Source organism: Bifidobacterium sp. MSK.13.1 (genome assembly GCF_019131435.1).
In the GTDB taxonomy this organism is placed as follows: Bacteria; Actinomycetota; Actinomycetes; order Actinomycetales; family Bifidobacteriaceae; genus Bifidobacterium; species Bifidobacterium pseudocatenulatum.
The window spans coordinates 366,345-392,815 of sequence record NZ_JAHOMM010000002.1 but is presented as its reverse complement, the minus strand read 5'-3'; the positions used below and the strand labels follow the sequence as shown (position 1 = coordinate 392,815).

Annotated in this window: 22 protein-coding genes and 2 pseudogenes; 18 read left to right on the top strand and 6 right to left on the bottom strand. The window is 57.4% G+C overall.

Annotation, left to right across the window (positions count from 1 at the left end):
• Positions 1 to 229: 229 nt before the first annotated feature.
• On the top strand, positions 230 to 1,666 hold the full coding sequence (gene glnA / locus KSY55_RS04550; RefSeq protein ID WP_003810315.1) for a type I glutamate--ammonia ligase: 1,437 nt from the start codon (positions 230 to 232) through the stop codon (positions 1,664 to 1,666).
• A gap of 150 nt (positions 1,667 to 1,816) precedes the next feature.
• On the opposite strand, the gene KSY55_RS09250 is transcribed toward glnA, so the two are convergent.
• The 3 genes and pseudogenes from KSY55_RS09250 to KSY55_RS04540 all read right to left on the bottom strand — a co-directional run bounded on the left by KSY55_RS09250 (position 1,817) and on the right by KSY55_RS04540 (position 3,076).
• On the bottom strand, positions 1,817 to 2,065 hold the full coding sequence (locus KSY55_RS09250) for a DNA methyltransferase (protein WP_004222397.1): 249 nt from the start codon (positions 2,063 to 2,065) through the stop codon (positions 1,817 to 1,819).
• A gap of 89 nt (positions 2,066 to 2,154) precedes the next feature.
• A pseudogene (locus KSY55_RS09245) lies at positions 2,155 to 2,286 on the bottom strand (DNA methyltransferase); the annotation flags it as partial.
• Positions 2,287 to 2,482: 196 nt separating this feature from the next.
• Positions 2,483 to 3,076, bottom strand: a complete 594-nt coding sequence (locus tag KSY55_RS04540; RefSeq protein WP_022245374.1) for a uracil-DNA glycosylase family protein — start codon at positions 3,074 to 3,076, stop codon at positions 2,483 to 2,485.
• Positions 3,077 to 3,462: 386 nt separating this feature from the next.
• Between KSY55_RS04540 and KSY55_RS04535 the strand changes: the two genes are divergently transcribed.
• On the top strand, positions 3,463 to 3,642 hold the full coding sequence (locus KSY55_RS04535; protein WP_033499875.1) for a hypothetical protein: 180 nt from the start codon (positions 3,463 to 3,465) through the stop codon (positions 3,640 to 3,642).
• A gap of 591 nt (positions 3,643 to 4,233) precedes the next feature.
• Here KSY55_RS04535 and KSY55_RS04530 read toward each other — a convergent pair.
• Both KSY55_RS04530 and KSY55_RS04525 read right to left on the bottom strand, forming a co-directional pair.
• Positions 4,234 to 4,776: a TIGR00730 family Rossman fold protein gene (locus KSY55_RS04530; RefSeq protein WP_033499819.1), complete on the bottom strand. Its 543-nt coding sequence runs from the start codon at positions 4,774 to 4,776 to the stop codon at positions 4,234 to 4,236.
• Positions 4,777 to 4,953: 177 nt separating this feature from the next.
• Positions 4,954 to 5,076 (bottom strand): annotated as a pseudogene (locus KSY55_RS04525) (hypothetical protein); the annotation flags it as partial.
• 255 nt (positions 5,077 to 5,331) lie between these two features.
• Between KSY55_RS04525 and KSY55_RS04520 the strand changes: the two are divergent.
• The 14 genes from KSY55_RS04520 to KSY55_RS04455 all read left to right on the top strand — a co-directional run bounded on the left by KSY55_RS04520 (position 5,332) and on the right by KSY55_RS04455 (position 21,191).
• Positions 5,332 to 6,204: an RNA methyltransferase gene (locus KSY55_RS04520; RefSeq protein ID WP_117649142.1), complete on the top strand. Its 873-nt coding sequence runs from the start codon at positions 5,332 to 5,334 to the stop codon at positions 6,202 to 6,204.
• Positions 6,205 to 6,269: 65 nt separating this feature from the next.
• Entirely contained in the window at positions 6,270 to 7,337 is a 1,068-nt protein-coding gene (gene pheS, locus KSY55_RS04515; RefSeq protein ID WP_080789396.1) for a phenylalanine--tRNA ligase subunit alpha, read from the top strand.
• Between the two features lie 7 nt (positions 7,338 to 7,344).
• Positions 7,345 to 9,954, top strand: coding sequence for a phenylalanine--tRNA ligase subunit beta (gene pheT, locus KSY55_RS04510; RefSeq protein WP_118269026.1), 2,610 nt, complete (start codon positions 7,345 to 7,347; stop codon positions 9,952 to 9,954).
• A 30-nt stretch (positions 9,955 to 9,984) separates the two neighbouring features.
• Entirely contained in the window at positions 9,985 to 10,707 is a 723-nt protein-coding gene (locus KSY55_RS04505; protein ID WP_033524111.1) for a DUF4190 domain-containing protein, read from the top strand.
• A gap of 145 nt (positions 10,708 to 10,852) precedes the next feature.
• The gene (argC, locus tag KSY55_RS04500; RefSeq protein WP_065437385.1) at positions 10,853 to 11,947 is read left to right on the top strand and encodes an N-acetyl-gamma-glutamyl-phosphate reductase; all 1,095 of its coding nucleotides are present in this window, start codon (positions 10,853 to 10,855) and stop codon (positions 11,945 to 11,947) included.
• On the top strand, positions 11,944 to 13,116 hold the full coding sequence (gene argJ, locus KSY55_RS04495; RefSeq protein WP_065437384.1) for a bifunctional glutamate N-acetyltransferase/amino-acid acetyltransferase ArgJ: 1,173 nt from the start codon (positions 11,944 to 11,946) through the stop codon (positions 13,114 to 13,116). Before argC ends, argJ begins: the two co-directional genes overlap by 4 nt.
• A 10-nt stretch (positions 13,117 to 13,126) precedes the next feature.
• A complete protein-coding gene (gene argB / locus KSY55_RS04490) occupies positions 13,127 to 14,083 on the top strand; it encodes an acetylglutamate kinase (protein WP_004222361.1) in 957 nt (318 codons plus the stop codon).
• Entirely contained in the window at positions 14,073 to 15,368 is a 1,296-nt protein-coding gene (locus tag KSY55_RS04485; RefSeq protein ID WP_065437383.1) for an acetylornithine transaminase, read from the top strand. The genes argB and KSY55_RS04485 overlap by 11 nt, the downstream gene beginning before the upstream one ends.
• 50 nt (positions 15,369 to 15,418) lie before the next feature.
• The gene (gene argF / locus KSY55_RS04480; RefSeq protein ID WP_065435327.1) at positions 15,419 to 16,387 is read left to right on the top strand and encodes an ornithine carbamoyltransferase; all 969 of its coding nucleotides are present in this window, start codon (positions 15,419 to 15,421) and stop codon (positions 16,385 to 16,387) included.
• A complete protein-coding gene (argR, locus tag KSY55_RS04475) occupies positions 16,387 to 16,902 on the top strand; it encodes an arginine repressor (protein WP_055063445.1) in 516 nt (171 codons plus the stop codon). Before argF ends, argR begins: the two co-directional genes overlap by 1 nt.
• Positions 16,903 to 16,979: 77 nt before the next feature.
• Positions 16,980 to 18,236 carry an argininosuccinate synthase gene (locus tag KSY55_RS04470; protein ID WP_003810287.1) on the top strand — a complete coding sequence of 419 codons (1,257 nt, stop codon included), beginning with the start codon at positions 16,980 to 16,982 and terminating at the stop codon, positions 18,234 to 18,236.
• Between the two features lie 109 nt (positions 18,237 to 18,345).
• Entirely contained in the window at positions 18,346 to 19,833 is a 1,488-nt protein-coding gene (gene argH / locus KSY55_RS04465) for an argininosuccinate lyase (protein ID WP_003810286.1), read from the top strand.
• Between the two features lie 32 nt (positions 19,834 to 19,865).
• Positions 19,866 to 20,375 (top strand): HD domain-containing protein, encoded by a 510-nt coding sequence (locus KSY55_RS04460; RefSeq protein WP_003810285.1) that lies wholly within the window; start codon positions 19,866 to 19,868, stop codon positions 20,373 to 20,375.
• A 12-nt stretch (positions 20,376 to 20,387) separates the two neighbouring features.
• Positions 20,388 to 21,191 (top strand): putative ABC transporter permease, encoded by an 804-nt coding sequence (locus tag KSY55_RS04455; protein WP_003810284.1) that lies wholly within the window; start codon positions 20,388 to 20,390, stop codon positions 21,189 to 21,191.
• A 97-nt stretch (positions 21,192 to 21,288) separates the two neighbouring features.
• Here KSY55_RS04455 and KSY55_RS04450 read toward each other — a convergent pair whose 3' ends face one another.
• Positions 21,289 to 23,133 (bottom strand): DUF975 family protein, encoded by a 1,845-nt coding sequence (locus tag KSY55_RS04450; protein ID WP_118269801.1) that lies wholly within the window; start codon positions 23,131 to 23,133, stop codon positions 21,289 to 21,291.
• 170 nt (positions 23,134 to 23,303) lie between these two features.
• On the opposite strand from KSY55_RS04450, the gene tyrS reads away from it, so the two are divergent.
• Entirely contained in the window at positions 23,304 to 24,611 is a 1,308-nt protein-coding gene (tyrS, locus tag KSY55_RS04445; protein ID WP_217749497.1) for a tyrosine--tRNA ligase, read from the top strand.
• Between the two features lie 84 nt (positions 24,612 to 24,695).
• Positions 24,696 to 26,459: a lipopolysaccharide assembly protein LapB gene (locus KSY55_RS04440; protein WP_217749498.1), complete on the top strand. Its 1,764-nt coding sequence runs from the start codon at positions 24,696 to 24,698 to the stop codon at positions 26,457 to 26,459.
• The last annotated feature ends 12 nt before the right edge of the window (positions 26,460 to 26,471 follow it).

Below are 26,471 nucleotides of genomic sequence, written 5' to 3'. Positions count from 1 at the left end.
GAGAAAAGAAATGGACGTCGCAAGCGACATGACGACACGAATGTCCACAAATTGAACGGTTTTGCAGAGGCAAATACGAGCGTTCGTAACAATTGAACCCCAGTTTTTCGCGAAATCATCCTTCGAATATGTCATTACGAAACATTCTCGTAACCCAATTGGCGAGTGAGCGAAACGCGCGTTCCTAGACTAAGAGCCTGTAAGTTACTTATTCGAAAGGAGCGGTCCCGTGACTGCACTTGAAACCAAGGCTGATGCTGAGGCCCTTATCAACAAGGAAGGCATCGAGTATGTCTCCGTTCGCTTCACCGATCTGATCGGTGTTCAGCAGCACTTCACCGTGCCGGCAAGCGAATTCCTGAAGGACGCCTTCACCGACGGCATGCCGTTCGATGGCTCCTCCGTGGAAGGCTTCCAGGCCATCAACGAGTCCGATATGAAGCTGGTGCCGGACGTTTCCACCGCATTCATCGATCCGTTCCGCAAGCACAAGACCCTCGACGTGGCATTCTCCATCGTCGACCCGCTGACCGACGAGCCGTACTCCCGCGACCCGCGTCAGGTTGCCGGCAAGGCCGAGGCCTACCTGAAGTCCACCGGCATCGCCGACACCGCTTCCTTCGCTCCGGAAGCCGAGTTCTTCATCTTCGACAAGGTGCGTTTCGAGAACAGCATGCAGCGCTCCTTCTACGAGGTCGACTCCATCGAAGCTCCGTGGAACTCCGGCATTGACACCGAAGACGACGGCACCCCGAACATCGCCTTCAAGAACCGCGTCAAGAAGGGCTACTTCCCGGTTCCGCCGATCGACCACACCCAGGACCTGCGCGACGACATGGTCGCCAACCTGCAGAAGGTCGGCCTGATCCTCGAGCGTTCCCACCACGAGGTGGCAGGCGCTGGCCAGCAGGAGATCAACTACCGCTTCAACTCCCTGCAGCATGCAGGCGATGACCTGATGAAGTACAAGTACGTCGTCCACGAGACCGCTGCCCTCGCTGGCAAGGCCGCTACCTTCATGCCGAAGCCGATTGCAGGCGACAACGGTACCGGCATGCACTGCCATCAGTCCCTGTGGAAGGACGGCAAGCCACTGTTCTACGATGAGAAGAACTACGGCGGTCTGTCCGATCTCGCCCGCTGGTACATCGGCGGTCTGATCAAGCACTCTTCCTCTGTGCTCGCCTTCACCAACCCGTCTCTGAACTCCTACCACCGTCTGGTTCCGGGCTTCGAGGCTCCGGTCAACCTGGTGTACTCCGCTCGTAACCGCTCCGCCGCCATCCGTATTCCGCTGGCCGGCACCTCCCCGGCTGCGAAGCGCATCGAGTTCCGTGCTCCGGATCCGTCCTGCAACCCGTTCCTCGCCTTCTCCGCACAGCTGATGGCAGGCTTGGACGGCATCCTGAACCACATCGAGCCTCCGGCACCGGTCGACAAGGATCTGTACGAACTGCCGCCGGAAGAGCATGCTGGCATCAAGCAGGTTCCGAGCTCCCTGGCTGAGGCCATGGACGCACTTGAGGAAGATCACGACTTCCTCACCGCAGGCGACGTCTTCACCGACGACCTGATTGACACCTGGATCAGCATCAAGCGTGGCGAGATTGACCAGGCTCGTCTGGCCCCGACCCCGCTGGAGTACGAGCTGTACTTCCACATCTGAGGCCTATACCCAGTTTCCCTTGAAATCAAGCTGTTTTGGACTCCAAGGGTAATCAGAAGGTAGCCAGATTGGTTATAAGGAGAGCCTCTCCAAATTGGGGAGGCTCTCCTTATTCCTACAGAATTTCTTCCATCCGGGACGGCAAAGACCTTACGGACCGGTCTTCTGACTCCTCGCCTCCACGAACACATCAGACGCATCCAATAAATAACCGTTGATATGAGCCGGACGTGCTTCCACAGGTTCACCGTTAATGTCGTCGTATTCATACAACGCAGGAGCGTTTGTGCCTCTGTCGAATCCGACAATGACGACATGCACGTTCGCATTGTCCGTAGTCTGAGCGTCCCAGCAGAACGTACGGTGAGCGAACCGGATACGCCACCCTCGTTCGACCACATGCTTGAATAGCGGGGCGACTTGTGCTGGCCTTGTGTGATGCTATTCGTGGATACGAACGCGAATTGCGCGGAGGGATTCCCGTCAAGGAAATCAATAGCTTTAAAATACCATCCAGCCACATAATCCAGCGAGCCTCCGGCCTTGCCGCACACCAGTTCCATATCATCCTTGATCTGCTGCGTGTGCTGCTGATGGCCGATGAACGGCGGGTTGCCCATCACATACGAGCATTCATCACCGGGCAGCAGAAGACTGACGAGGTCATAACCATAGTCACTCGCGAACGCTCTCGTTGGCGTCGCGGCATCTTCGAGGATGCCTTCAAGCGCCTCACGAGTCCCCAACGTCCTTCTCTGCATGAATGAACCTCCTTGTATGGCTGGAAGTTATCGTCACAGATGATTTCGTAACCACTTACCTCTGTTCAAGCGCCGCGTTGACCTGTGCCTTGAGTGCAGGCAAGGTCTCGGCCTCGAACCAAGGATTCCTGCTCATCCATAGCTGGTTGCGCGGCGACGGATGCACCAAAGGGAAGAATCCCCGGCCGATATAGGCATCATAATCGCGCACCACGGTTGTAAGGCTGTCCGAATTCTTGAGATGCAGGTACCTGCGGACGGCATATGCGCCCACAAGCACAGTGAGCCGAACATTGGGCATGAGCGCCAAGAGTGCAGGATGCCACTGCTCGGCGAATCCCTTGCGCGGCGGTAGATCGCCCGACCTGCCATGTCCCGGAAAATAAAAGTCCATGGGGAGAAGCGCCACCCGCTCAGGATCATAAAACGTCTCGCGAGAAACACCCAGCCAATCGCGCAGACGCTCTCCTGACTTGTCGTTCCAGGGGATGCGCGTCTCTTCCGCCACCGCGCCTGGTGCCTGCCCGATGACCACGATGCGAGCGCCAGCCCCGACGGAGTAGAGCGGATCGATGCCGCGCTTGGTGTAGTCTGCATTCGCCCCATCAGCCTTTATGGCATTAAAAATCGCAAGGAAATCCTTGTCCATGTCGAAACCATCTCCTTGGTGACATGCGCCGTTCATGCATATTGATTACTCGTTTCCCACAAATATACCTTGCCTTTGCTCTGCAGGGTATATCGTAGGAAATCATCCTCATGTAGTAATTCCCGCATAGCCGCTTATCGTCTTTCAAGATTTTTATTGCCAATGTGCATCACAAAGCACTACGCCTAACTGGATTAAATAAATACTCAGGTTTCAACCGTCTTGCAAGCGTAGCGTTACCGCGAACCACTCTCTATAAGCACCCATGGCGCCCATCGTAGATAACAAGCCGAAAGAAGGAGAACGCGGTCCGGACGACCTATTTCAAGCCTCTAAAGGAGCAATCCTTTCGGGGCTTTTCTATTGTCCGAAAGGAGGCGGCACGCATGCCGAGAAAACCAAGACGCCCCTGCCGCCACCCCGGCTGCCCGAACCTTTGCGAGGACGGCGAGCAATACTGTGAGAAGCATCGCAAGGAAGCGGAGCGGCAGTACAAGCATTTCACGCGCGGCTACTCCGCGGGCAAGCGCTATGGCAGGCAGTGGAAGAAGATCCGCGACCGATAGAAGAACATTGGCATAGTCCTCAAAGTGAAATCCCCTTATGAGGTCAGACACATCTGGCAGCGGGACACCATAGGACGCCGCCACATACGTTAGATATTCCCGGAATGTGAAATACTGAAATGACTGATCTTCCGCTGCCCCTAGATCCAGTGCAAATCAGAAAGTAAGGGGTGATCTGCGGTGTACCAGACGCTTAAATGGTTCAAGGAAAGAAGTGCCTTGCTGTCCATTCTGCATTACCTCCGATTGTTTTTGTCTTTCTCCCAGAGCGAATAGGCGGAGAACAGGAGCACGTCGCCGAGGAAAATGTACAGCAGGACAAACGGGATGTTCATGGTAACGAAACTGTAAATCATGCAGACAATAAAACGCAAATCCATTCTTCGCGTGGCCGACGGATACGGGTTCCATCCGATCAGTAAGTTCGGCAAACGAAGCATCCCGGAGTTGACCGGATGCGCTGCGGGGCATGTGGATGCATGTTGGTTGTGATGGGCCGGTTGGAGGATATTCCGGCCGATTATGAGGGTCGTTTGGGCGTCCCCGTTTTCTTGAAAAACCTGTCGAATAAAAACGACCTTACTGAGCCGCCTATGCCTTGTGCATGGCGATAATATGCTCTATCTCGGCAAGATCCGAAGCGAAATAGATGCCATGCTGACGTTCCCGTGTGGAAAAACCATCATCGATCATGCGTTGCAGCAACGCCTTCATGTCATCGTAGAAACCGTTGAGATTGTAGAAAATGCAAGGCTGCGTCAACTGGTCAAGGCAAACCTTCGACACAACCTCACTGATCTCCTCCAACGTTCCCGTGCCGCCGGGGAAGGCGATGAACACGTCGCCAAGCTCGATCATGCGAGTACGCCGTTCGGTGATATTCGGCACGATGGTGAGCTGGGTCAGATTCTTGTGCGCGACACCCTTGTCCACGAACATCTGCGCCTCGATGCCGGTCACCTCGCCACCCTGCTCAAGCACGGTGTCGGCAATCACCGCCATCAGTCCTTCGTCGGAACCGCCATATACCAAGCGGTGCCTGTTTTGGGCGATCCATGTGGCCAGTTCCACCACGGCTTGCTTATATACGGGGTTGTCGCCTTCGTGAGCTCCTAAATACACCGTGACATCCATGCTTGTACCTCCAACATTCATGGGATGATGTCGCACTCCCAACCGCAATCAGACAATAATCAGATAATCAGTGTAACGAACTGATGCTCGCAAACCAATCGAAAGTGGCAAGAAACACTCGCAAGCCGTGCATGTCTTTCATGGATGCGCAAAAGCCCCGTACCCGACCTGCCAAATTCATGACATGTCGAATACGGGGCAAGGCGAAGGGTGACGATCCTGCTGTGACAAATCGCTGCCGTTGCACAACACTTTTCCCTCTGTGGGATTCGCAAGCCCGGAAATCAGTAACAGCATAGTGGTTTTGCCAGCGCTGGGGCATCGCTCTGTGCGTTGCCGGACTGCTGCGAATCCGGAGAATTGTTATCGGTATTGGAATCCTGCGAGCCGGCAGAGTCGCTGGAATCATTTGTCGGACCCTGCATATCGCGACCGAACTGCGCCCTCTGGCTGGTCTGCTGCGACTGCTGCTGGAATGAATCTGGAAAGTTTTCTGAATTAAAAACGTGACATGGATGGGGCATTCGTTGTGGCAATGGTGTTAGGCTAACGCGTATGCCTATAAAATCCGAAGTCATTGCGAATCCCAAGTCGGAGCGCGTTCGCCGCGTGTCCGAACTCGCCGATCGAAAAGGGCGGAAACGGTCTGGCCGTTTCATGGTGGAAGGCCCGCAATCGGTGCGCGAGCTGCTGACATGGCATCCAGGACTTGTCGAGGACCTCTACGTTGAGGTCGAGTCGGCACAGCCCGATGCCTCGTTTGCGACACCTGCCGTCGCGCAGATGGCGGGCAAGGCCATGCAATCCGGCGTGTATGTGCACAAGGTCACTCATGCGGTGATGCACCGTATGAGCGTCGACGCGCAAGGCGTGCTTGCCGTCGCGGATATGCAGGCTTTCCTTGATTCGTCCGCCGTTCCGGACGATTTCGACGGGCATGCGATGGTCGCCGCGTTTTGGCAGGTTCGCGATCCCGGTAACGCCGGAACCGTGATTCGTTCCGCCGATGCGGCCGGCTGCTCCGCCGTGGTATTGGTCGACGACTGCGTGGACATGTTCAATCCGAAAGTGGTCCGCTCCACCGCGGGATCACTGTTCCACCTTCCGATTCTGACCATGGGAACGGACGACTTCTTCGCATGGTGCGATACTCACGAGCTGGCAGTGTATGCGGCCGATGTATACGGCACGGATTCCCGACAACCGGAATCCCTGACGGATGTAATTGCCGCGCCGGAAACGCTTGCCGGGGCCAAAGCGGTGTTGTTCGGCAATGAGGCGCGTGGATTGACCAAGGAAGTTTTGGAACGAACCGATAGGATCGTGTCCATACCGCTCTATGGCAAAGCGGAATCCTTGAACCTCGGCACCAGTTCGGCGGTAATGTTGCTGAGCTTGGCTATGTCGAGTCATGTTGAAAGAATGTAAAGTCGGAAAACGTTGAAATTGCGCGTTTTTCGCGTAAAACAAACGGGAAATGAGAAAGGTATCTCGTGGCAGAAGGTGCGGTATTCGACGCCCAAGCGGTAACCAATGCGGTTGCCGAGGGCATCGCGAAAATCGAAAACGCCTCCAGCATGGAGGAATTGAAAGCCATCAAGACGCAGTACGCCGGAGCGGAATCCGCGATGACGCAGGCCAGCAAGGCCATCGGCGCGTTGCCGAAGGACCAGAAGAAAGACGCCGGCAAGATTATGGGCAAGCTGCGCGCCGACTTCGGTCGTGCGTATGGCACCAAGGAACAGCAGGTCAAGGCCGAGGAAGAGGCCCGTGCGCTTGCCGCCGAAACCGTGGATATGACCCTTCCGGTCAACCGCAAGCCGCTTGGCGCGCGCCACCCGTTGTCGAAGCTGATGGAGGATGTCGAAGACTTTTTCATCTCCATGGGCTGGCAGATTTCCGACGGTCCTGAAGTGGAAACCGAATGGTACGACTTCGACGCGCTGAACTTCGGCCCCGACCATCCGGCACGTCAGATGCAGGATACCTTCTACGTCAAGGGCAATCAGGCCAAGGACGCCGCGGGCTTCGTCGGATCCAACATGGTGCTGCGCACCCAGACCTCCTCCGATCAGGTGCGTGGTCTGCTCACCCGTGGCGTGCCGCTGTACATCGCATGCCCGGGCCGCGTGTTCCGCACCGATGAGCTCGACGCCACCCATACGCCGGTGTTCCACCAGGTGGAGGCTCTTGCGGTCGACAAGCATCTGACCATGGCCGACCTGAAGGGCGTGCTCGATAAGCTTGCCGTGGCCATGTTCGGCCCGGAAGCCAAGACCCGTCTGCGTCCGAGCTACTTCCCGTTCACCGAGCCGAGCGCCGAACTCGACCTGTGGTTCCCCGATAAGAAGGGCGGCGCAGGCTGGCTCGAATGGGGCGGCTGCGGCATGGTCAACCCGAATGTGCTGAAGTCCGCTGGCCTCGATCCTGAGGTCTACACCGGCTTCGCCTTCGGCGTGGGCGTGGAACGTACCCTGCTGCTGCGCCACGACATCAACGACATGCACGACCTGGTCGAAGGCGACGTGCGATTCAGCGAACAGTTTGTGATGGGGGAGTGATTGACCCATGCCAATGGTTGACATTGATTGGCTCAAGGACCATGTCGAGGTTCCGGAAGGCCTTACGTACGAACAGCTTGCCAAAGATCTGGTGAAGGTCGGTCTCGAAGAGGAAGAGATCCACACCTCCCAGCTGGTCGGTCCGATCGTCGTCGGCTACGTGGTCGACGCCACTCCGGAACCGCAGAAGAACGGCAAGATCATCAACTGGTGCCACGTCGACGTCGGCGACGAATACAACGAGACCGATGAGAACGGCAACAAGGTGCCGCGCGGCATCATCTGCGGCGCGCCGAACATGGCCGCAGGCGAAAAGGTCGTCGTAACGCTTCCTGGCGCTGTGCTGCCGGGCGATTTCAAGATCGAACCGCGCAAGACCTACGGCCATATCTCCAACGGCATGTGCGCTTCCGAACGTGAGCTTGGATTGGGTGATAGCCATGACGGCATCATCCTGCTTCGCAAGTACGGCTTCACCCCGGAAGAGTATGAGAAGCTCCAGCCGGGCGACGACGCCATGCACCTGCTGCACTTGGACGAGCCGCTGCTGGAGATCAACATCACTCCGGATCGCGGCTACGCGTTCTCATACCGTGGCGTGTCTCGCGAATACCATCATTCCACCGGTGCGGCCTACACCGATCCGGCTGTCGCCCTGAACGAGAAGGCGCCGATCACCAAGGGCCTGCCGGAAGGCACCAAGACCGACATCGAAGTGATCGTCGACGACAATAATCCGATTCACGGTGTGGTTGGATGCGATCGCTATTACGCTCGCGCGGTCAAGGGCTTCGATCCGGCCAGCCATACGCCGAATTGGATGCGTCGCCGCCTGACCCGCGCAGGCATGCGTTCCATCTCCTTGGCAGTGGATGTCACCAACTACGTGATGCTCGACTTGGGACAGCCGATGCATGCCTACGATCTGGATAAGATCGAAGGACCGATCGTGGTGCGTCGCGCCAACGAAGGTGAGAAGCTCACCACGTTGGATGGCAAGGATCACGATTTGAGCGTCGAGGATCTGCTGATCACCGATTCCCCGAATGGCGAACGCGGCTCCCGTGTGCTTGGCATCGCAGGCGTGATGGGCGGCATGTATGGCGAGGTCACTGCCGAAACCAAGAACATCCTGCTGGAATCCGCGCACTTCGATCAGGTGTCGATCGCGCGTTCCGCACGCCGTCACAAGATTCCGTCCGAAGCCTCCCGTCGTTTCGAACGCGGTGTGGACGACCAGCTGCAGCCGGCAGCCGCCCAAATGGCCGCCGAACTGATGGTTAGGTACGGCAATGGCGAGCCGAGCGAGCACCCGACCGACTTCAATACCGTCTCTAACCGCCGTCCGATCCTGTTCAAGGCTTCGGAAGTGGCTCGTGTGGCCGGACTTGACACGGACGTGAACACCATCAGCGACATTCTTACCGACATCGGTTGCTCCGTCGCAGGAGGCGGCAACGGCGAGTTTTCCGTGGCGCCTCCAAGTTGGCGCCCCGACTTGAACGAGCCGTGCGATCTGGTTGAGGAAGTGGCGCGTCTTGTCGGATATGACGAGATTCCCGTCACCGTGCCGCCGGCACCGGTCGAAGGTCAGGTCGGTCTGACTGCTGAGCAGCTGCGCAAGCGCCAGGTTGCCGATGAACTTGCCGAATACGGCATGGTGGAAACGTTGAGCTACCCGTTCGTCGGCGATGAGGATTACAAGAACTTCGCGCTGGACGTCGCTGAGACGAAGAACGTCAGCGTGGAGATCGCCAACCCGCTCGCCGGTGATCGTCCGTTCCTGCGTCGTGACATTATTCCGACGTTGGCACAGACCGTTCAGCGCAATCTGCGTCGCGGCGTGGAGAATGTGTCGCTGTATGAGATCGGCCACGTGTATCTGTGGGATCCGAACGCTCCGGCGATTCCGGCACTGCCGGGTGCAGTCAAGCCGACGGACGAGCAGCTTGCCGCGCTTGATGCCGGTCTTCCGGACCAGCCGATGCATGTTGCTGGCATTCTGACCGGCAACGCCGTTGACTCCGGTTGGCTGGGCGAGCGCCGCGCAGTGGATTGGTCTGACGCCGTCGAGGCGGTGCAGCGCATCTTCGACCGTATTGGTGCAGCTCTCACGCTGGATCAGCCGAAGGCTGAAGATGTGCCGGCACAATGGCATCCGGGTCGTGCGGCTCGCGTGATGGCTGGTGACGTATTCGTCGGTATGGTCGGCGAGCTTCACCCGCATGTCAACGAGGCGTTGGGCTTCCCGGCCCATTCCGCGGCCTTCGAGTTGGATTTGACCGCGCTGTTCGCCACGTTGAGCGGCAAGCCGGTGCAGGCCAAGCCGATTTCCACCTTCCCGCCGGTCAAGCAGGATCTGGCCTTTACGGTGTCTACCGATGTCACGGCCGCCGAGCTCAAGCAGGTTATTGTCGATGCCGCTGGAAGCAGCCTCGAAAGCATCGAGCTGTTCGACGTGTACACCGGCGACCAGCTGGGCGAGGACGAAAAGTCTTTGGCCTACGCGGTCACATTCCGCGCTCCGGATAAGACTCTCGCTTCCGAAGACAGCGAAGCCATCCGCAAGCGTATTGTGGATGAAGCGTCCAAGCTGGGTGCGCAGCTGCGCGCCTGATCCCGACCTTCCCAAGAACAGAGGATGATTATGAACGAACCGGAGCAGTATCAGCCGACCAACACCGACGAACGTCAGGAGACGGCTGATGCTGCTCCGGTTTCGTCATCTTCCGATGCCGCTGCGTCTTCACAGCCGGAGTATGGTCAGATCAATCAACCCGAATATGGTGCGATGAGTAGCCAGCTGCCGGCCGGTTACGATCCATACGTGTATGGTGCGCCTGAACCTGAACCGCAACCTGCGGATGCTGTACAGCAGCAGAATATGCAATACCAAACGGGGCAATACCCTTCAAATGGGCAGCAACCGATGCCTCCGTACAATGCGAACGGACAACGGAATCCATACGGCGCCAACCCGTATGGGCCGAATCCGTATGATCCGAACCAATATCCGCAGCAGGGCAATATGCCCTATCTGCCGAATCTGGATCTCAACGATCCTCGGCAGAATCCCGCATACGGCCATTGGGATGCCTATGCGATCATGTCTCTCGTGCTTGCCGTGCTGATGCCGGTGCCGGTCCTTCCCGCGTTGGTCGGCGCGATTTCGATGTGGCGTACCAAGAAGCTCCATATGAAAGGGTATGGCTTGGCTCTCGCCGCGGTGATCATCAATGTGTTGTACACCTTGGCCGTGATTTGGTTGGCGATGCATGGTCTTTCCGTTGCCGACCTGTATAACGAGACGTTGCAGAATATGCTTGGCGGCGCGGGATCGGGGCAGGGAGACGAGTCGATCGCTGCCTGATTCGGCGTGTTTTCTAGTCTTTTAATAATTGTCATAGTCTCGCAATGACCACTATGCGACACGAAATGAATGCATAATTATGCAATGTAGTGCATAAAGTGTATGCTGAATGTGTTTTCAGTGAGTCAATGGAAAGAGACGTGACATGGCCAAATACACAGTAGCCGTGGCCGGCGCGACAGGGTATGCGGGAGGCGAGGCCCTCCGTATCCTCGCGGCCCATCCAAATTTCGAAGTGACGTGCGTGGCCGGGCATTCATCCGTTGGGGACAAGCTTGGCAAGCATATGCCACATATTCCGCAGCTTGCCGACCTTGTGGTGGAAGACACCACTCCGGAGGTACTGAACGGGCATGACGTGATCATCCTTGCGCTGCCTCATGGGGCATCCGGTGCATTGGCTTCCCAGCTTGATCCGAATGCCGTGGTGGTGGATTTGGGAGCCGACCATAGGCTTGAGGAAAAAACCGCATGGGATGAGTTCTACGGCGGCGACTTCTATGAACACTGGACTTACGGCATGCCTGAGCTCATTACCGGCATATCCGAAGATGGTTCTTACCAGCACCAGCGTGAGGTGATTCCAGGAACCAAGCGTATTGCCGGTCCAGGATGCAATGTGACCGCAACCACATTGGCGCTGCAGCCGGGCATTGCCCAAGGGCTTGTTGAACCGGCGGATATTGTTGCCGATCTGGTGGTCGGCTACTCCGGCGCAGGGAAGAATCTGAAGCGCGTCAATTTGCTTGCAGCTGAGGCATTCAGTTCCGCATTACCGTATTCTGTCGGCGGTACTCATCGTCATATTCCTGAGATTTTGCAGAACTTCGCCCATGCTGCAGGAAAGAACGCATCCTCGGCAAACGAGTTCACGCTGGGATTCACCCCGATTCTTGTGCCAATGGCCCGTGGCATTCTCGCTTCGGTTTCCGCCAAACTAACCGATACAGCATTGAATATGTCAGATGCTGAAATCAGGCAGGTTTGGACTGACGCATATGCGGATCAGGATTTCATGATTGTTTTACCGGAAGGCGTCATGCCGGCCACCGCCAATATCATCGGATCGAACGCGGCCCATATTCAGGTGGCCATCGACCGTAAGGCGGGGCGTTTGCTGGCCTTCGCGGCAATTGACAATCTCAACCGCGGCACGGCCGGACAGGCGGTGCAGTCGTTGAACGTAGCACTGGGACTTCCTGAAGATGCAGGCCTGACAAAGATTGGAGTGGCGCCATGAGCGTAACATTTGCACAAGGTTTTTCCGCGGCCGGTGTGGAAGCTGGCATTTCCTCGATCAAGGGCAAGAAGGATCTGGCTCTCGTGGTCAATGACGGTCCGCTTGACGCAGCCGCAGGCGTGTTCACTGCAAACCGTTTCTGCGCAGCTCCCGTGCAGTGGACGCGCAAGATCGTGGCCGACGGTCATGTGAAAGCCGTCATCCTTAATTCCGGAGGCGCAAACGCATGCACCGGCCAGCCGGGATATGAGCAGTCCAAGGCCACGGCCCAAAAGGTCGCGGCGCTTGTAGGTGCTAAAGACAGCGATATCGCGGTCTGCTCCACGGGCCTGATCGGTGAGCTTCTGCCTCTTGACCATGTGCTTTCTGGCGCAGACAAAGCGTTCGCGGCCCTTGCCGATACCGCTCAGGCCGGTGCGGATGCGTCCCATGCCATCATGACCACCGACACCAAGCCGAAAACCGTCGAACTTGAAGGGTCCAATGGGTTCCGTGTCGGCGGCATGGTCAAAGGGTCAGGCATGATCGCGCCTCAGCTGGCCACCATGCTGTGCGTGATCACCACGGATGCCGTGGTAAGCGCGGGACAGCTTCAGGCAGCTCTGAACACTGGAGTGGAAATGTCGTTCAACCGCATTGACGTTGACGGTTGCATGTCCACTAACGACACCGTGCTTTTGCTTGCGTCTGGAGCATCCGGTATCGAACCGGATCCCGACGAGTTCAACGAGCTTGTGGCGCAGGCGACTGCCTCCTTGGCACGTCAGATTGTCGGAGACGGTGAAGGCGCGAGCCATGACATCCGTGTCAAGGTGACCGGCGCCACCACGGAAGATGCGGCGCTTGCTTGCGGTCGTGCGGTAGCGGCATCCAATTTGCTGAAATGCGCCATCTTCGGCAATGATCCGAACTGGGGTCGTATCGTCAGCTCGCTGGGTACCGTGCCGCCGGAAGTCGCTCCCTACGATTCCAATAAAGTCACGGTCGACGTCAATGGCGTGCGTATCTGTGAGAACGGCGGAGCCGGGCGCGACCGATCCGAAGTCGACATGACTCCGCGCGAGGTGCATATCGACATCGATCTGCATGCGGGAAAAGCGGAAGCAACCGTCTGGACCGACGATTTGACCCACGAATACGTACACATTAATGCAGATTACGAAAGCTGATTGAACGGTAATGACCAAGGAACTCAAAGGACCTGGATTCCATTTTGACGTGCATACCGATTTGCGCGCCGACCAAAAGGCGGAAGTGCTGATCGAGGCGCTGCCATGGCTTGAGGAATTCGCCGGACAGCGCATCGTCATCAAATATGGCGGCAATGCGATGATCGACGATCATCTCAAGGCCTGTTTCGCTGAAGATATGGTGTTCCTGCGACAGGTTGGCTTGCATCCGGTTGTGGTGCATGGAGGCGGACCGCAGATCTCTCACATGCTCAAGGCTTTGGGCATTAAGTCGGAATTCAAGGGAGGTCTGAGGGTCACCACTCCGGAGGCCATGGATGTGGTGCGTATGGTTTTGACGGGCAAGGTTTCCCGTGAACTTGTCGGGTTGATCAACGCCCATGGTCCGTTCGCGGTCGGTCTTTCCGGCGAGGATGGTGCGCTGTTTTCCGCCATGCAGCGCAAGCCGATCATCGATGGATCGCCAACCGATATTGGTTTGGTCGGCGACGTGGTGAGCGTCGACGCATCCGCGGTTGAGGACCTGATCAATGCCGGACGCATTCCTGTTGTTTCCTCGGTGGCTCCAAATGAGGATGATGCTACCGAAGTGTTGAATGTGAATGCCGATTCCGCGGCTGCGGCGCTTGCGGCCGCTCTTGGAGCCAGCAAGCTGGTCGTGCTGACCGATGTGGATGGCCTGTACGCCGATTGGCCGGACAGGGATTCTCTGATTGGTCGCATCGGCGTGGAGAACCTACGCGACATGTTGCCGGATCTGGAGAGCGGCATGCGCCCCAAGATGGAAGCCTGCGTCAGAGCCATCGATGGAGGCGTGCCACGCGCCCACATCATCGACGGACGCAAACCGCATTCCATCCTGAATGAGATTTTCACCACAGACGGCATTGGAACCATGGTCGTTCCCGAAGACGGTATTGAAATGAGGAGTTCGTATGGCAACTGAACAGTTGGAAAACCTCGGCAGAGAGGACGCCAAGTGGCTGGGGGAGTACTCCCGGGTGCACATGAACGTGTTCGGTACTCCGCTGCGTGTTATGGACCATGGCGAAGGCGCGCACATCTGGGACATCGATGGCAATGAATACCTCGATTTCCTTGCGGGCATCGCGGTGAACGCGCTCGGATACGCCCACCCGAAATGGGTGAAGGCCGTCAGCGAGCAGGCAGCCAAAGCCGCTCATGTGAGCAACTACTTCGCCACGGAACCGCAGATTGAACTGGCGTCGAAGCTCATTGAGCTTGCCGGCGCCCCCGAGGGATCTCATGTGTATTTCGGCAACTCCGGAGCGGAAGGCAACGAGGCAGCACTGAAACTCGCCAAACTGTATGGCCGCACCTTGCCGGGCGCATCGCCTGCCATTGGAGGCAAACCGGCGCGTATCATCGCCATGACCCATGGCTTCCATGGGCGTACCATGGGCGCGCTGTCCGCAACGTGGAAGCCCTCCATCCGAGAAGCGTTCGAGCCGCTGGTTCCCAATATCGAATTCGTCGAAGCTGGTGACGAGGCCGCATTGCATGACGCGTTTGCCGAAACCGGTCCCGGCAAATATGGCAAAGGTCCTGTCGCCGCCGTCATCATGGAGCTGATCCAAGGTGAGGCTGGCGTGCGTCCGCTTGGGGCCGGCTATGTGAAGAAGGCCCGTCAGATGTGCGACGACAACAACGCGTTGCTCATCATCGATGAGGTCCAGACAGGCATCGGACGCACCGGATCCTGGTTCGCATTCCAGCGTGAGGATCTTGCGGGCGGAGTGGTTCCGGATATTGTGACCTTCGCCAAGGGCGTTGCAGGCGGTTTCCCGATGGGTGGCATGATCTCCTTCGGAGCCAAGCTTTCCGCGCTGTTCACCCCAGGCTCCCACGGCTCCACCTTTGCGGGCAATCCGCTCGGAGCGGCCGCCGCGATGGCCACGTTGGAAACCATTGAGGAAGACGGTCTCGTGGCCAACGCCGAGGCGCGTGGCCAGCAATTGCGTGACGGCATCATGGCTTGCGGCAATCCGCTTTTCGTCTCCGTGCGTGGACGTGGCTTGCTCGATGCGGTCGAACTTGCCCATCCATGTGCGCATGCGGCGATGAATTGGGCGTTGGAGCACGGTTTGATCGTCAACGCGGTGGCGCCGGATGCGCTTCGTCTTGTTCCTCCGCTGGTGGTGACCGAACAGGATATTGATCAGGCCATCTCCATCCTCGCGAAGATTCCAACTGATCTTCCCAACGACTGAACATAGCCGGCAATCACAACGAACTGAAACTCTTTTGAAAGGAGCCAACAATGGCAACTCCTGAATTGCGCCACATGTTGCGCGATGACGATCTCAACCATGAAGAGCAGAAGCAGGTTCTCGAACTCGCCATCAAATTCCACAACGATCGTTTCTACCATCAGCCGTTCGCCGGCCCGCAGGGCATCGCGGTGATCTTTGACAAGCCGAGTACCCGAACCCGTTCCAGCTTCTCCATTGGCGTTGCCGAACTGGGCGGCTATCCGCTGGTCATCGACAAGTCCGGCTCCCAGCTGGGCCGTGGCGAACCGGTTGCCGACACCGCACGTGTGCTTGACCGCATGGCCTATGGCGTGGTGTGGCGCACCTTTGGCCAGGATCGTGTGGAGGAAATGGCGAAGTATTCCACCCATCCGGTGGTGAACGCTCTGACGGATGAATTCCACCCTTGCCAGATTCTTGCCGACTTCCAGACCATTGCCGAGCATCGTGGCGGCGTCGACAATCTGAAGAACCAGACCATCGCCTACCTCGGCGACGCGGCCAACAACATGTCGAACTCCTACCTGCTCGGCGGCGCCGTGGCCGGTATGAACGTACGCGTTGCCGGACCGAACGGCTATCTGCCGGATCCGCAGATCGTTGCCGATGCCGAAGCCATCGCATCCGAAAACGGCGGTTCTGTACTGGTGACCACGGATCCGAAGGAAGCGGTCGCCGGTGCCGACTGCGTGTTCACCGACACATGGGTTTCCATGGGCGAAGAAGCGGAATACGCCATCCGTTCCAAGCCGTTCTGGGACTATCAGGTGAACGCCGAACTCATGTCTTATGCCAAGGAAGATGCCATCTTCCAGCATTGCCTGCCGGCATACCGTGGCAAGGAGGTCACCTCCGAAGTCATCGACGGGCCACAGTCCGTGGTTTGGGATGAGGCCGGTAACCGCCTGCATGCGCAGAAGGCGCTGCTGACTTGGCTTGCCGGCAAGGCTCGCGGCGATGAAAGCCTGTTGGCCTGATGACGGACCAAACGCCTGCGCTGCAACGTCCTGCCACACGGGCCGCTCGATTGAGCGCCATCGAGCAGGCGTTGCTGACGTGCATCGTTACCTCGCAGTCGCAGCTGTCTCAGATTCTCGCGGACCAGGGCATCGAGGTGACCCAAGCCACCCTGAGCCGCGATCTCGACGAGATTCATGCCACGAAAACCCGTTTGGCTGACGGAACCGTGGCCTATGCGCTGGGCAAACAGCCGGAAGAAGCCGCATTGGCCAATCCTGATGCAAAAACGGAACAGCAAATGAACCGTGTGCTTTCCGGATTGGTCACTTCGGTCGCTGCGGCCAGGAATCTGGTGGTGGTCCATACGCCGTCTGGCGCGGCCCAGTATGTGGCAAGTGTGATCGACAAGCAGCCCATCGACGGTGTGCTCGGCACCATTGCCGGAGACGATACCGTCATGGTGATCTGCGCCGATGACGATTATGCGAAACAGCGTGCGCAATGGCTGTTGGACGTCGTGTCCAAGGGCTGAATAGCCGTATAGTGGACACGACGCACCGTATATGCATAAATATACAGAGTATTGCATATACTGATGAATAACGTTTGATGTTAGAAAGGGAAACCATGAGCGATCAGAATCGTCTCGTTCTGGCGTACTCCGGTGGTCTGGATACCTCCGTCGCCATTTCATATCTGAAGGAACGCACCGGCAAGGATGTCGTGGCCGTGTCCCTCGACGTCGGCCAGGGTGGCGAAAGCCTCGAAACCATCAAGCAGCGCGCGCTTGCCTGCGGTGCCGTTGAAGCGTATGTGGTAGACGCCCGCGACGAATTCGCCAATGAATACTGCATGAAGGCGCTGAAGGCCAACGCCCTGTATGAGGGTGTGTATCCGCTGGTTTCCGCCATTTCCCGCCCGCTCATCTCCAAGCATCTCGTGCGCGCCGCCCACCAGTTCGGTGCCGACACCATCTCCCATGGCTGCACCGGCAAGGGCAACGACCAGGTCCGTTTCGAGGTGTCCATCTCCTCCATTGATCCGACACTGAAGGCCATCAGCCCGATCCGCGACCTGTCGCTGACCCGCGACGTCGAGATCGCATTCGCCAAGGAGCACAAGCTTCCGATCGTGCAGACCGAGAAGAGCCCGTTCTCCATCGACCAGAACGTGTGGGGCCGCGCCATTGAAACCGGCTTCCTTGAGGATCCGTGGAATGGCCCGACCAAGGACTGCTACTCCTATACCGACGATCCGGCATTCCCGCCAGTCGAAGATGAGGTTGTCATCGAATTCAAGCAGGGCATTCCTGTCAAGATCGACGGTCACGACGTCACCCCGCTGCAGGCCATCGAAGAGATGAACCGTCGCGCAGGCGCACAGGGCATCGGCCGTATCGATCTGATCGAGGACCGTCTGGTCGGCATCAAGTCCCGTGAGCTGTACGAGGCTCCTGGTGCTATCGCACTGATCACCGCCCACCAGGAACTCGAGAACTGCTGCCTCGAACGCGAGCAGCACCGCATCAAGCGCGATATCGACAAGCGCTGGGCCGAACTCGTCTACGATGCGCAGTGGTTCTCCCCGGCAACGCAGTCCCTGAACGCCTTCATCGAAGACACCCAGAAGTACGTTTCCGGCGAAATCCGCATGATCCTGCATGGCGGCCGCGCCGTCGTGACCGGTCGTCGTTCCGACACCTCGCTGTATGACTACAATCTGGCCACCTACGATTCCGGCGACAGCTTCGATCAGAAGTCGTCCAACGGCTTCATCGACATCTACGGTCTGCCGAGCCGTGTGGCCGCAGCCCGCGACGTCAAGTTCGGCAATGGCATCGAGGTTCCGGAAAACAGCGTCGAGTAAGCGGGTTTTTACGCCGAATCGTCTTGATAATGGGGGAGAGCGTACCGTTAGGACCATCCTGACTGGTATCCTCTCCCTCAGTCATATCTGCAAGGAGAATGAAGTAACAATGACCGAGAGCACAACCAATGGTGAACACCTCGCCCTGTGGGGCGGCCGGTTCAAGTCCGGCCCGTCTCCGGAACTCGCGCGACTGAGCAAGTCCACCCAATTCGATTGGCGTCTTGCCGACGACGACATCGCAGGCTCACGCGCCCACGCCCGTGCGCTCGGACGTGCGGGACTATTGACCGCCGACGAGCTGCAGCGAATGGAAGACGCTCTCGACGAGCTGCAGCGCCGTGTCGATTCCGGTGCGTTCGCTCCGATCGAAGACGATGAGGACGAAGCCACTGCATTGGAACGTGGACTGCTGCAGATCGCCGGAGACGAGCTTGGAGGCAAGCTCCGCGCCGGCCGCTCCCGCAACGACCAGATCGCCGCGCTGATCCGCATGTGGCTCCGTCGCCACAGCCGCGTCATCGCCAAAATGCTGCTCGGCCTTGCCGCAACACTGACCGAACAGGCCGAAAAGGCCGGACGCACCGTCATGCCGGGGCGTACCCACATGCAGCACGCCCAGCCGGTGCTGCTCGCACACCAGCTCATGGCCCACGTGTGGCCGCTGCTGCGCGATGTGGAACGTCTTGCCGATTGGGACAAGCGCATCGATGCAAGCCCGTATGGTTCCGGCGCCCTCGCCGGCAACACCCTCGGCTTGGAGCCGGTGGCCGTGGCCCGCGAACTCGGCTTCTCCAAGGTAACCGCGAACTCCATCGACGGCACCGCCAGTCGTGATCTGGTCGCCGAATTCGCTTTCATCGCAGCCATGGCAGGCGTCGACATCAGCCGACTGTCTGAAGAAATCATCATCTGGAACACCCAGGAGTTCGCGTTCGTGCGCCTTGACGACGCCTATTCCACCGGCTCGTCCATCATGCCGCAGAAGAAGAACCCGGATATTGCGGAACTTGCACGAGGCAAGTCCGGCCGTCTCATCGGCGATCTGGCTGGTCTTCTCACCACGCTGAAGGGCCTGCCCACCGCTTATGCACGTGATCTTCAGGAAGACAAGGAAGCCGTGTTCGACCAGGTCGACACGCTGGAAGTGCTCCTTCCCGCGTTCACCGGCATGGTCGGCACCATGGTCTTCAACAAGGAACGCCTCGAAGCGGAAGCGCCGACCGGTTTCGCCCTCGCCACCGACATCGCCGAATGGCTGGTGAAGAACGGTGTGCCGTTCCGCCACGCGCACGAGCTTTCCGGTGCATGCGTGAAGATCGCCGAAGACCGCGGCCAGGAACTGTGGGACCTGGCCGACGATGACTTCATCGAGGTCTTCAAGGAATTCCTTCCGGCCGACAAGGCTCCCGAAGTGCGCGAAGTGCTATCCACCGAAGGTTCTGTTTCCGCCCGCAATGGCAAGGGAGGCACGTCTCCGCTGCGCGTGCGCGAGCAGATCGTTTCCGCGAAAACCGCCATCGAACAGCTGCGTGCCTTCGCCAACTCCGTCAGCGACGGCCCGGCATACAAGACGCCGGAATCATTGCTCAAATAATTACAGCAACAGTACATAGCAAAGGCAAAGCGGTGCCACTGACACGAACGCAGATACAGCAGCTTGTTCGACTTCACGGCCAGGAGATACTGTGCCATGAGCATATGCAGATCGAAAGAGTCTGTTACCAGCATGGCGTGGTCACCACGTTTGCTCATTCCATCCGTGTGGCCTGTCTGGCCGTATGGATCGCTGACAGGCTGCGCTTATGGCATAGGGTGGATTTGCATTCGTTGATTCGCGCCGCTTTGCTGCACGATTATTTTCTTTACGACTGGCATGCTCATGATGGCGGCCGTCATCGTATGCATGGTTTCACCCATGGTGGCACCGCCATGCGCAATGCCGTGCGCGATTTCCATCTCAATAGAGTGGAACGTGACAGCATCGAGAATCATATGTTTCCTTTGACGCCGATACCGCCTCGGTATCTTGAAGGGTATTTGGTGACTGTCGCGGATAAGATCAGCGCCACACGGGAAACGGTCAGTCTTGAGCGCTTCTACAAGCCGAAAGTCAATATGCATACAAGTGGAAAGTGACGGCGCGAAAGCATGCTCATGCTGGAATACCTGTTCTTATGGTTCCTGTTCTATTCATTTGCCGGATGGGTATATGAATCGATTCTCGTGTCCGTTTCGGAACGTCGCTTGGTGAATCGTGGCTTCCTGAATGGTCCCATCTGCCCGATCTACGGTTGCGGAGCCGTTCTTGCGATTGTGCTGCTGCATGATCTGCATAATCCCTTCGCGGTTTTTCTCATTTCTTCAATCGGTGCATGCATGCTTGAATATGTCACGTCATGGGGCATGGAAAAGCTATTCCACGCACGATGGTGGGATTACAGTCATCGCCGATTCAACATTCAAGGGCGCATTTGCTTGCTTGGAGCGATTGTGTTCGGTCTGCTGGGTGTGCTCATCACCGATGTGATACAGCCTGAAGTGAATCGCATTACACAGATGATTCCTTTGCCAGTAGTGCACTGGATGTGCGTGATTTTCATGGCGTTTATCGTCGCGGATACCATTATTACAGTGCTTGGCATCATCGATTTGGCCGACAATCTTGCGAAGTTCAGCGAAACCGTGCAGGCATATGCGGAGAAAGCCGGTGATTCCCTGCAATGGGGCAAAGACATTTTCCGAGACAAATTCCGCGACAAGGTGCAAGACAAGGTCCAGGATTGGTCGGACTCCTCGCAGGAGATTCTTGCCAATATGCAGGCCACTGCCGCATCTATCCTGAACAAGCAGCAGCGTCGTATGATTAACGCATTCCCGCGTCTGCGTTTCACGGATTCCATCAAATACAGCAAGATCATCGAAACTCTGCACGAAATGCTGCGTCGCAAATAATCGCGCAATAAGCAACAGCATGAAATCGCCTGCCGCTCGAAAGAACGACAGGCGATTTCATTATTGTTTGCGATATGCGATTTGCATGACAATCACGCTATGACAGTCCATCGGATCGTTTACGGATTTCGTATGGAGTGGGCGCTTCCAGCGACGTGTCCGATCCCTTGTAGTCGGTGATGCCCGCACCGACATTCGGATGTTGCGCGGAATACACTTGGTCGGCGCAATACAGCACGAGCAGCACGGCGGCCACGATGCCAAGCTTTCGCGCATCGATTCTGCTGAGCAGGTTGTCGAGGGCCGGAGCCAGCAGATATACGATGGCCAATCCGCCAAGGCCGAACGTCAATAATCCTTCGGCGCAGATACGGCCGTTGATATTTAGAAAGTATCCGGTGTAATCCCACCAGCGTTGACCATCATGCGTCATCTCCAGATACCACGATGAGAAGTATTCCAAGCAGCCGCACAGCACCATAGCCGCGACGAATTCAAGCGCTGGCTTTTCGCGCAGCTTTTTGAGCAGAACCAGAATGATCACTCCGCCGGTGCCATAGATGGGCAGCCAAGGGCCATGCAGCGTGCCACGGTTCACGAACATGTCTTCGGAAATAAATGCGAGACTTACCTCCCACACCCAGCCGACGAAGCAAAAGATGAAGAACATCATGATCAGATTGACCAGTGAGTAGCTGCGGTCGGCGCTGATGGTACGTGATTCACGGAATTTGAACGGCATCGGAGCAGGCGCAAGACGCCCCGGATAAATGGAGCCATTCAGAATATTCTCGCCGATCTGCATCTGGTGAAGATTCTCACGATACTCTTCATAGCGGTTCACTGCGCTGGCATGCAGAATGCGGATGCCAAGCCACTCAGAAAGAAATCCTGTGAATCCATGCGGCTTGGGCGCTGGAACAAGATTCTGTTCCAGCTGTGCTACGGATTGGGCGACATCGGCGTACGTGGTATGGAGCGTCTGCGGGTCGGCCTTGAAGTACAGGTATTCGTCGTTGAGCATCTCACTGCCTGCAATGCCGGTAGTCTTGGCCATCGAACGCACGTACACATAGTATTCCGCGAAGAACGCGGCATTGTAGCCATTGGAATAGAAGATGCCGCTCAAGCCGAAGGTGATAAGGTTGAGCAGGTACCAGCCGAGGAACGAGCAGTCCGCCACGAAGCATTCCCATTTATGCCCTTTCATCATGCGTCGGGACAAGCGAATGGCGTCCAAAGCCTCGATATTCGGATTCTCCGCAACGATGTACGGCACCATACGGTAGGAATATTGCTTGATGAAGAAGCCGACGATGGTGAGACTCCAAAGGAACAGGAACACGTTTTCCACAAACATGGTCCATGCCATGCGCGGCCATTTGCGCGTGTGAATGGGGTAGAAGAAGCGACTTGCCGGAAGCTTGTTATAGGAACGTCCTTCCAACAGCATACGTGCCATGACGATGCGGTATGTTTCTTGAATGAACAGCCAGACGAAAATGTAGACGGCCAGCGAGAGTATTACCGGCACGGCGATGGAGACGCCGCCGTTATGGGTGACGGAATTAATGGCGTCGGCCACGGCGATCACCATCGAGCCGGATGCAAACGAGTTGAGCAGGGACGCGATTACTCCGCGGCGACGGCCGAACGTGGCATCGGTATCGTTGTTGACGATCTGCTCTTGGTTTTGCTTGACCTTTTCACGGGCATCGTTTTCATTGCCTACGGCAAGATCCTGCAATACGTCATACATGTCGTTGGATTGCGTGGAATCCTCCGTTTGCGGGGTGCTGATCGAAATGTTGGTGCTGACCGAGAGCGTCGATGAAGTGTACGCAACACCGAACACCGAAGCGAACAGGCAAATGGCGACTATCATCCAATAATGTTTTCTCTGGGCTTTCTTAGCCGCAACCTTCATGCCTTTGCGGTCCATGCAGGTATCTCCCTTCTTGATATGGGGATGCTCCTTCTAACTTTACCCGTATGCACGATGGTTGGTGGATGATGGGGAAACACCGCGTGCGCCTGTCTTCATCTTCTGCGAAACTGTAGGGTGCGTAAAACGCAGTATCATCCGCAATTCAATAGGGAGAAAACACAGCTATGGCTCACGTCATCGATTTCAAGGAGGCCGGTTTCGAGTCCGTCCTCGATGAACTGGAATGGCGCGGGTTGATTTCCCAGTCCACTGACAGGGATCGACTCGCCGAAGCGTTGAACGGAGATCCCATTTCCTATTATTGCGGTTTCGATCCGACCGCTGCCTCTCTGCATATCGGCAATCTGGTGCAGCTCATCAACATGCGTCACCTTCAGGCAGCAGGCCATCATCCGATTGCCCTGGTCGGTGGCGCCACCGGCTTGATCGGCGATCCTCGCCAATCGGGCGAACGTACGCTCAATCCGAAAGACGTCGTGGCTGGTTGGGCCGAGCGTCTGAAGGCGCAGATCGGCGGCATTCTCGAAGTGGAAGGCAGCAATCCGGTCCGTTTCGTGTCCAATTACGATTGGATCGCCTCCATGAACGTCATCGACTTCCTGCGTGACGTCGGCAAGAACTTCCGTTTGGGTACCATGCTCGCCAAAGACACCGTTGCCCGTCGGCTGAATTCTGAAGATGGCATTTCCTTCACCGAGTTCAGCTACCAGGTGCTGCAGGGCAACGACTTCCTGCACCTGTTCGACGAATACCATTGCGTGCTTGAGCTTGGCGGATCCGACCAGTGGGGCAACCTCACGTCCGGTCTTGACCTGATCCACAAGGTACGTGGCGTGGATGTGAACGTGTTCACCAGCCCGATTATCACCGACGCTCAGGGTAAGAAGTTCGGCAAGTCCGAAGGCAACGCCGTCTGGCTTGACGGCACTATGCTGAGCCCGTACAAGTTCTACCAGTTCTGGTTCAACCGCCCTGACAGCGAGATGGAGAACCTGCTGAAGGTGTTCACGTTCTTGCCGAAGGCGGAGATCGAACGTCTTGTGGAGGAAAGCAAGACCAATCCGGGCGCGCGTGAGGCGCAACGCGCCTTGGCTTGGGAGGTCACCAGCCTGGTTCATGGTGAGGAAGCCACCCGACAGGCCATCGAGGCCGCCGGTGCGCTGTTCGGCCGTGGCGGCGATCTTGCGGGCGTTGACGAGTCCACGCTCGAAGCTGCTCTTGACGGCGTGAAGATCGACGGCGAGTTCGCCAAGGCCGCGGTGGGCGACCGTGTGGCGGAAGCCGGCATGAAGGCCGGACTGTTCAAGTCGATTTCCGAAGCGCGCAAGACGATTAAGGCTGGCGGCGTGTACCTGAACAACGCCCGTGTTGAAGACGAAGAGCAGGTTTTGAACGAAAATGACTTCCTGCATGGACGTTTCGCATTGATTCGTCGCGGCAAGAAGGCCCTCGGCGTCGTCGAAAACGTGTGAGGCAATCGCGAGCGGCGTAAACAAACGTAAGCAAAGAACAAACGAAGACCATTTTCAAGGAATACAAGGAATATAAGGAACAGCATGGCAGAAGAACAGCGCGGATCGCGCGGCAAGTCCTACGGCAACCACAAGTCCTACGGCTCGGGCAAGCCGGGCGATCGCGGCGGCAAGGGATTCAAGCCGCGTGGCAATGGCGGCAAGTCCTACGGCCACAAGTCCGGCGGCTTCCACAACGACGATCATAAGGGCGGATACCGCAAGGGCAATGGCGGCAATTTCCACCGCGACCGCGATTTCCGTCGTGACGGTGAGGGGGAAGGCCAGGAGCGTCGCTTCCATAACGGTCCGCGCAAGTTCAACCGTGACGGCGAGCGTCGTGACGATCATCGCGATTATCGTGGCGGTCGTGGAGACAATCCTCGCTATCAGCGCGATGGCGAGCGTTCCGGTTCCCGTCGTGACGATCGACGTGACGGAAACCGTAAAGACTTCCACCGTGACGGCGACCGTCGTAACTTCCGTCGTGAAGATGGCGACCGTCGTAACTTCCACCGCGATAATGATCGCCGTGATTTCCATCGTGATGGTGATCGTCGTAACTTCCGTCGTGACGACCACCGTGGCAATGATCGTCGTGATGGCGGACGCCGTAATTTCCGTGATGGCGATCGTAAGGATTTCCGTCGTGACGATCAGCGCCGTGACTTCCACAAGGATCGCGACCAGCAGCAGGGCGAGGAGCGTCGTGAGTTCACCCGCGAAGAGAAGATGGCCTACCGTGAGGAGAAGCGTGGCGAGTACATGGCCAAGCCGCGCCGCAATTCCGATGGCACGGTGAGCTTCCCCTCGCAGAACCCGTACACGCATCGTCGTCCTGATGAGCCGAAGATGCCGAAGGGCATCGAATGGCGTATGCTCACCACCGACGATCGCGAACGCCTGCGTGGCCTGTCGAAGGAACATGCGGAAAACATTGGTCTGCACATTCTTGCCGCGTACACGCTTGAGGAGAGCAACCCGGAGCTGGCCCTCGAACATGCCAAGTGGGTGGCCCGCCAGGCTTCCCGCATCGATTTCGCCCGCGAGACACTCGCCTTCGTGGCATACCGTCAGGGTGATTACAAGCTTGCCTTGCGTGAGTTCCGCACCGCGTTCCGTATGAACGGTTTCCTGGATTATCTGCCGTTCATCGCCGACTGCGAGCGTGGCATGGGCGAGCCGAAGAAGGCCATCGAAGTGGCTGTGAGCGACGATGCCAAGTATCTGCGCGGTGAAGCCAAGGCTGAAATGTTCTTGGTGTACGCTGGCGCTCTGGGCGATCTGAAGATGTGGGACAAGGCCATCGAGATCGTGCACACGCTGGGCCGTTCCAAGGGATTGGCCGGCGAATACCGCATGCGTGCGGTGCAGGCCGAACAGTATTTCCTTGAAGAGGCCGGCCGTACCGATGAGGCCATCGCATTGGATCGTCTGCTCGACAAGCTCGAACTGCAGTACGCCGATGTTGAGGATGATGAGACTTCCGACGATCTGGTTGTCGAATACGACATGCAGGAGCTGAACGACGAACTCATGGACGTGCTTGGCATTTCCGAAGATGACGCGCAGTACGCTCCGGAAGACCCTGAGAATGAGGAAGACGAATCCGAAGCCATCGACGAGAACGGCGAAACCAACGACGAAACCCAGCTTGAGGCCGAAGAGACGGAAGCAGGCGCGGAATCCGATGACGAGCCGGCAGAAGCTGACGATGCTGCGGAAGATGACGCCGATGATGACGGTGAGGCTGAAGAGGCCGAAGAGTCTTCGGATGCTTCTTCCGAATCCTCCGAAGATAACAAGTGAGGTGACGTGGCC

Bases quoted from the DNA above. Each gene is read 5' to 3' on its own strand.
- pheT (WP_118269026.1), top strand. From the start codon at position 7,345: ATGCCAATGGTTGACATTGATTGGCTCAAGGACCATGTCGAGGTTCCG.
- KSY55_RS04520 (WP_117649142.1), top strand. From the start codon at position 5,332: ATGCCTATAAAATCCGAAGTCATTGCGAATCCCAAGTCGGAGCGCGTT.
- KSY55_RS04485 (WP_065437383.1), top strand. From the start codon at position 14,073: ATGGCAACTGAACAGTTGGAAAACCTCGGCAGAGAGGACGCCAAGTGG.
- argB (WP_004222361.1), top strand. From the start codon at position 13,127: ATGACCAAGGAACTCAAAGGACCTGGATTCCATTTTGACGTGCATACC.
- argJ (WP_065437384.1), top strand. From the start codon at position 11,944: ATGAGCGTAACATTTGCACAAGGTTTTTCCGCGGCCGGTGTGGAAGCT.
- KSY55_RS04530 (WP_033499819.1), bottom strand. From the start codon at position 4,776: ATGGATGTCACGGTGTATTTAGGAGCTCACGAAGGCGACAACCCCGTA.
- KSY55_RS04450 (WP_118269801.1), bottom strand. From the start codon at position 23,133: ATGGACCGCAAAGGCATGAAGGTTGCGGCTAAGAAAGCCCAGAGAAAA.
- tyrS (WP_217749497.1), top strand. From the start codon at position 23,304: ATGGCTCACGTCATCGATTTCAAGGAGGCCGGTTTCGAGTCCGTCCTC.
- argF (WP_065435327.1), top strand. From the start codon at position 15,419: ATGGCAACTCCTGAATTGCGCCACATGTTGCGCGATGACGATCTCAAC.
- argH (WP_003810286.1), top strand. From the start codon at position 18,346: ATGACCGAGAGCACAACCAATGGTGAACACCTCGCCCTGTGGGGCGGC.
- argC (WP_065437385.1), top strand. From the start codon at position 10,853: ATGGCCAAATACACAGTAGCCGTGGCCGGCGCGACAGGGTATGCGGGA.
- KSY55_RS04470 (WP_003810287.1), top strand. From the start codon at position 16,980: ATGTTAGAAAGGGAAACCATGAGCGATCAGAATCGTCTCGTTCTGGCG.
- KSY55_RS04535 (WP_033499875.1), top strand. From the start codon at position 3,463: ATGCCGAGAAAACCAAGACGCCCCTGCCGCCACCCCGGCTGCCCGAAC.
- KSY55_RS04440 (WP_217749498.1), top strand. From the start codon at position 24,696: ATGGCAGAAGAACAGCGCGGATCGCGCGGCAAGTCCTACGGCAACCAC.
- KSY55_RS04540 (WP_022245374.1), bottom strand. From the start codon at position 3,076: ATGGACAAGGATTTCCTTGCGATTTTTAATGCCATAAAGGCTGATGGG.
- argR (WP_055063445.1), top strand. From the start codon at position 16,387: ATGACGGACCAAACGCCTGCGCTGCAACGTCCTGCCACACGGGCCGCT.
- KSY55_RS04455 (WP_003810284.1), top strand. From the start codon at position 20,388: ATGCTCATGCTGGAATACCTGTTCTTATGGTTCCTGTTCTATTCATTT.
- KSY55_RS04505 (WP_033524111.1), top strand. From the start codon at position 9,985: ATGAACGAACCGGAGCAGTATCAGCCGACCAACACCGACGAACGTCAG.